The following is a 3876-nucleotide window of genomic DNA, read 5'->3' on the forward strand; positions in this document are numbered from 1 at the left end:
CGAATTCACCGGCTTCGAACATGCTGAAACGGTTGAAGTTGACGGCCTTGAAGAAAATTACTTCGTAAGGTTTATCAAGCCACGCTGATGCTTCCGCCAAGACCCGGCGGGTTACCAAAGACCATTTGAAATTTGTGTACTGGCGATGATGGCTGCAGGTCCGATGGCGAGCGCCAGCGGCACGGGCGCGCCTTTCTGGAGCGGGCGCCAGGCGCCAAGTTTTGTATTGGCTAGCGGCAAGCGCCTGCCGATGGCAAGCAGGACAACCAGCACAGCGCAAGACAATCCAAACCAGAATAACAAAGGAATCACGCCTGCTGCGCCGAACCAGAGCAAGATGACGGCGAAGAATTTTGCGTCTCCGGCGCCAAATCCGGTTGTCGTGTAAAGCAGATATCCGACGCCCAGCGTGACAAGTGCTGCAACAAGGTGTGTTAATACAGTGCTTGGCGTTAGCAGCAATATGGCCGCTAGCCCAAATGCCGCGAGCACAAGCAGGATCACATTGGGTATGCGATAGGTGCGAGCGTCAATAAGAGTGATGGCCGCAATAAATAGTACAAAAACCGCCCAGATCAGCTCGCTTAATGAAATCATCAGGATAACAGCGCCAATGGCGGTCTACTGAGTGCGAGGCTTTGAGGTTCTGAGCGTTTGCAGGTTTTTGTGCGCGACAGCGTAGAACGACGGATGCGTGTCAATCGCTGCCAGAAAATATCGCTCTGCATCTTCACGATCGCCGCGAAGCATCGCCACATATCCGTAGTTGTTCAGCTTGCGCGCCCGCGTCTTACTGTCGAGGTGTTCGTCTTTGCCAAGCTTTGTATCGTCCAGCATTGCCTGCGCTAGCTCGATATTGGTTTGCACTCTTTTCGATTGTGGCGCGATTGCTTCCGCCATATCAAAATATACAAGTGCTGTTTTGGCATCTCCACGCGCCAGCATGGAAACGCCATNNCTCTATCGCTCGTATGGCTGAGCGCGCTTTGGTAGGCTTCGTCAGCAGCGCCCCAATTGTTAGCCAGATCTCTGAGCTGCGCGAGGCCAAGCCAGGCTTTCCATGATGTCTGGTCTTCCGCGACTGCAGCCGAGAACATCTCAAAGGCCCCATCTGTGTCGTAACTCGAAAGCTTAACGTGTCCGATGCCAGTGAAAGCGCCACTTCTGTAAATCGGGTTGTCAATCAGGCCCGCATATTTGCTTTCAGCTTGTTCCAGTTGTCCGGCGTGACGATAAGCTTCGGCAAGGCCAAACTGAATTTCCTGATTGTCAGGCTCATTTTGCAAAGCAATTCGGAATGACTGGATAGCCGCGCCATAGGCGCGCTGATCCATATATTCCCAGCCTGATTTCATGACGTTTTCGGGCGGCAGGGATTCTTTGAGCGCAACTTCCGGTTTCGCCGCGCCGAAGCTGGCGAAACATCCCTGAACCATCAAACATGCAGTGCCGACAGCGATCAGGCGGATTGGCGTAGCAAATAATTTGCGCGTTGGCATGTTAGAATACTCCTCCGGATGAGGTGGCCTTGACCATTTCGCGAAGTATCAGAATTACGGACGGGCCGATAAGGATTACGATAACAGGTGGAATGGTGAATGCGATAGCGCCGAGCGCGAGTTTGATTGGCATCATGTTCGCCTTTTCCTCTGCGCGCATATAGCGTTTATTGCGCATTTCCTTTGCGTAAACGCGAAGCGTATCGGCAATGGAAACGCCGAACTTGTCGGCTTGCTTGATGACCGTCACGAAGGCGGCGATATCGCTAATGTTCGTACGCTCCGCGAAATCGGAAAGAACGCGGTCGCGCATCTTGCCGGCACGCAATTCGTTTACAATCAGCAAGAGCTCTTCGGAAAGCACCGGCGCTGATTTGTTCAACTCCCTCGCGACGCGATGCATGGCCTGATCGAGCCCATGTCCGGCTTCGATGCACACAAGCATCAGATCAAGCGCATCCGGGAAGGATTTTTCCATATCCATCTGACGATAGGTCCGCTTACGAAGCACCCACATATCAGCGGCGAAATAGGAAAACACGACGACGAGAATCATGCCCGCGATCGGCAGGAACGGACTGACACGGGTCATCATCGTTGCAAAAACGAGGCTTGAGAAGAAAAGCCCGCCGAGCGCAACACCCCATTTCCATGCGTAGTACGTTTTAACGGCGGACGGATCGCGATAACCGGCGAACATCAACTGCTTTTGAACATGAGAAAGCCGCTTTGGATCTTTAGGAGTCAGATATTTTTCAACAGATTCCAGAACACCTTCATCTGGGACCAGCTTCGCGTCACCGGTTGTAACGCTTGACAGGCGTGATCCCGGCTTGAGGCGTCTCGCCATGCGAGAGTTCTGGACGAAATACTGATTGACGCCTGAATAGAGGAATAGGACAGCCGCACTTGCAAGCGCCAATACAATCAGGAGCGCAAGGATCATAGTTACCATATCGTCTCCTCAGACCTCCAGCTTGGTCATCATTTTCATCGCAATGACATTTACGACGAGCAAGAAGAATGTGAACACGACGGCGTGCGGGAAGTATGCAAAGTCAGATACTTTTTCATAGTAACCGGGTTGCATCCCGGCCATCACAAAGATCATCACGACAGGGAATAACGACAAGAACCAGGCCGAGAACCGACCCTCAACAGTCAGCGCCTTGACCTTGCGGAAGAGCTGGAAGCGTCCGCGGATGATGGTCGATAGCCCGCTCAGGATTTCAGCGAGGTTACCGCCTGCTTCGTGATGGATCTGGACCGCTACCGCGAAAAAGCGAACATCCTGCAGGTTAACGCGCTTCGTGATGGCGTTGATTGCTTCGGGCGTGCTCTTGCCATAGGCGACCTGACGAGCGGCGATTTCGAACTCTGCGCCGAGCGGGTTCGGAATTTCTTTCGCGATTGTAGAAAGAGCAGCGCTCAGAGGGTGACCGACTTTCAGACTGCGTACGATCAGGTCGAGTGCGTCAGGGAACTGCTCCTGAAATTTGTTTACCCGGTCCTGCGCCTTGCCGTTAAGGTACATGATTGGAAGCGCCGATGCCGTAATCGCTGCAATGATGAGAAGCAGCGCCTTGGGGATGAAAGGCAGAAACAGAATGAAAATGACAAACAACAATACCGTCAGCAATACAATCATGAAATAAATGCGGTATGGCGGCAGTGCAATGTCTGCGCGCGTCGCGAGAGTTTCGAAGTAACGCCCAATGGCGGTATGCGACGTTAGTTCATCGTCTTGCCGTGCGATGACTTCGATATGATCTTGAGGCTCGCCGTCTTCTTCGAAATTAAGGCGCCGCCCTGTACGTGAATCGCCGCGCCCGCCAGTATTAGCGAGGATATAGGCAATGCCGTCCACCAGCAGAAAAAAGCCGAGAAGGGTCCCTCCGATAGCGAGAAGTTGGTAGAATAACGTCATGCGGTCGCCTCAATGCGCACCGGTTTGAAGACGCTTTCAGGCAAATTATAGCCAAATTCCTGCGCGCGTTCGGCGAATTTCGGACGAATACCTGTAGGCGTGTGATGCCCGATGACTTTGCCTTCCTTATCGACGCCGCGCTGGCGGTAGGTGAAGATTTCCTGCATGGAAATGATGTCGCCTTCGAGCCCAGTGATTTCCTGGATGGAAACAACACGGCGCGAGCCGTCTGAAAAGCGCCGGAGCTGAAGGACGACCTGAAGGGCGGAGGCCATCTGACCGCGTAATGACTTTGTCGGAATGTCAAAGCCGGTCATTGCCGTCATGTGCTCAAGACGGGTCAGGGCGTCTCGCGGGCCGTTCGCGTGAATGGTGGTCATGGAGCCATCATGGCCAGTGTTCATGGCTTGCAGCATGTCGATCACTTCGCCGCCGCGAACCTCGCCGAGC

Annotated in this window: 6 protein-coding genes and 1 pseudogene (1 of these 7 running past the window's edge); 1 reads left to right on the plus strand and 6 read right to left on the minus strand. The window is 53.5% G+C overall.

Annotation, left to right across the window (positions count from 1 at the left end):
- Positions 1–88 (plus strand): annotated as a pseudogene (locus B2P82_RS07155) (methyltransferase domain-containing protein); its annotated part reaches 347 nt to the left of the window's first position; the annotation flags it as partial.
- Positions 89–111: 23 nt separating this feature from the next.
- Here B2P82_RS07155 and B2P82_RS07160 read toward each other — a convergent pair.
- The 6 genes from B2P82_RS07160 to B2P82_RS07185 form a co-directional block, all read right to left on the minus strand.
- Entirely contained in the window at positions 112–597 is a 486-nt protein-coding gene (locus B2P82_RS07160; protein WP_290496071.1) for an A24 family peptidase, read from the minus strand.
- Between the two features lie 24 nt (positions 598–621).
- Positions 622–837 carry a hypothetical protein gene (locus B2P82_RS07165; RefSeq protein WP_290496072.1) on the minus strand — a complete coding sequence of 72 codons (216 nt, stop codon included), beginning with the start codon at positions 835–837 and terminating at the stop codon, positions 622–624.
- An 8-nt stretch (positions 838–845) separates the two neighbouring features.
- A complete protein-coding gene (locus B2P82_RS07170; RefSeq protein ID WP_422653698.1) occupies positions 846–1499 on the minus strand; it encodes a tetratricopeptide repeat protein in 654 nt (217 codons plus the stop codon).
- A gap of 1 nt (position 1500) precedes the next feature.
- Positions 1501–2454, minus strand: a complete 954-nt coding sequence (locus B2P82_RS07175) for a type II secretion system F family protein (RefSeq protein WP_290496076.1) — start codon at positions 2452–2454, stop codon at positions 1501–1503.
- A gap of 9 nt (positions 2455–2463) precedes the next feature.
- Positions 2464–3426: a type II secretion system F family protein gene (locus B2P82_RS07180; RefSeq protein ID WP_290496078.1), complete on the minus strand. Its 963-nt coding sequence runs from the start codon at positions 3424–3426 to the stop codon at positions 2464–2466.
- The coding region (locus B2P82_RS07185) for an ATPase, T2SS/T4P/T4SS family (RefSeq protein WP_290496080.1) at positions 3423–3876 on the minus strand (454 nt) is incomplete at its 5' end. The genes B2P82_RS07185 and B2P82_RS07180, both read right to left, overlap by 4 nt.

It is taken from the genome of Hyphomonas sp. UBA4494 (assembly GCF_002388935.1).
Taxonomy (GTDB): domain Bacteria; phylum Pseudomonadota; class Alphaproteobacteria; order Caulobacterales; family Hyphomonadaceae; genus Hyphomonas.

What these genes read in the sequence shown, in the direction of transcription:
- B2P82_RS07160 (WP_290496071.1), bottom strand. Translation starts at nt 597, where the DNA reads ATGATTTCATTAAGCGAGCTGATCTGGGCGGTTTTTGTACTATTTATT.
- B2P82_RS07165 (WP_290496072.1), bottom strand. Translation starts at nt 837, where the DNA reads ATGCTGGACGATACAAAGCTTGGCAAAGACGAACACCTCGACAGTAAG.
- B2P82_RS07175 (WP_290496076.1), bottom strand. Translation starts at nt 2,454, where the DNA reads ATGGTAACTATGATCCTTGCGCTCCTGATTGTATTGGCGCTTGCAAGT.
- B2P82_RS07180 (WP_290496078.1), bottom strand. Translation starts at nt 3,426, where the DNA reads ATGACGTTATTCTACCAACTTCTCGCTATCGGAGGGACCCTTCTCGGC.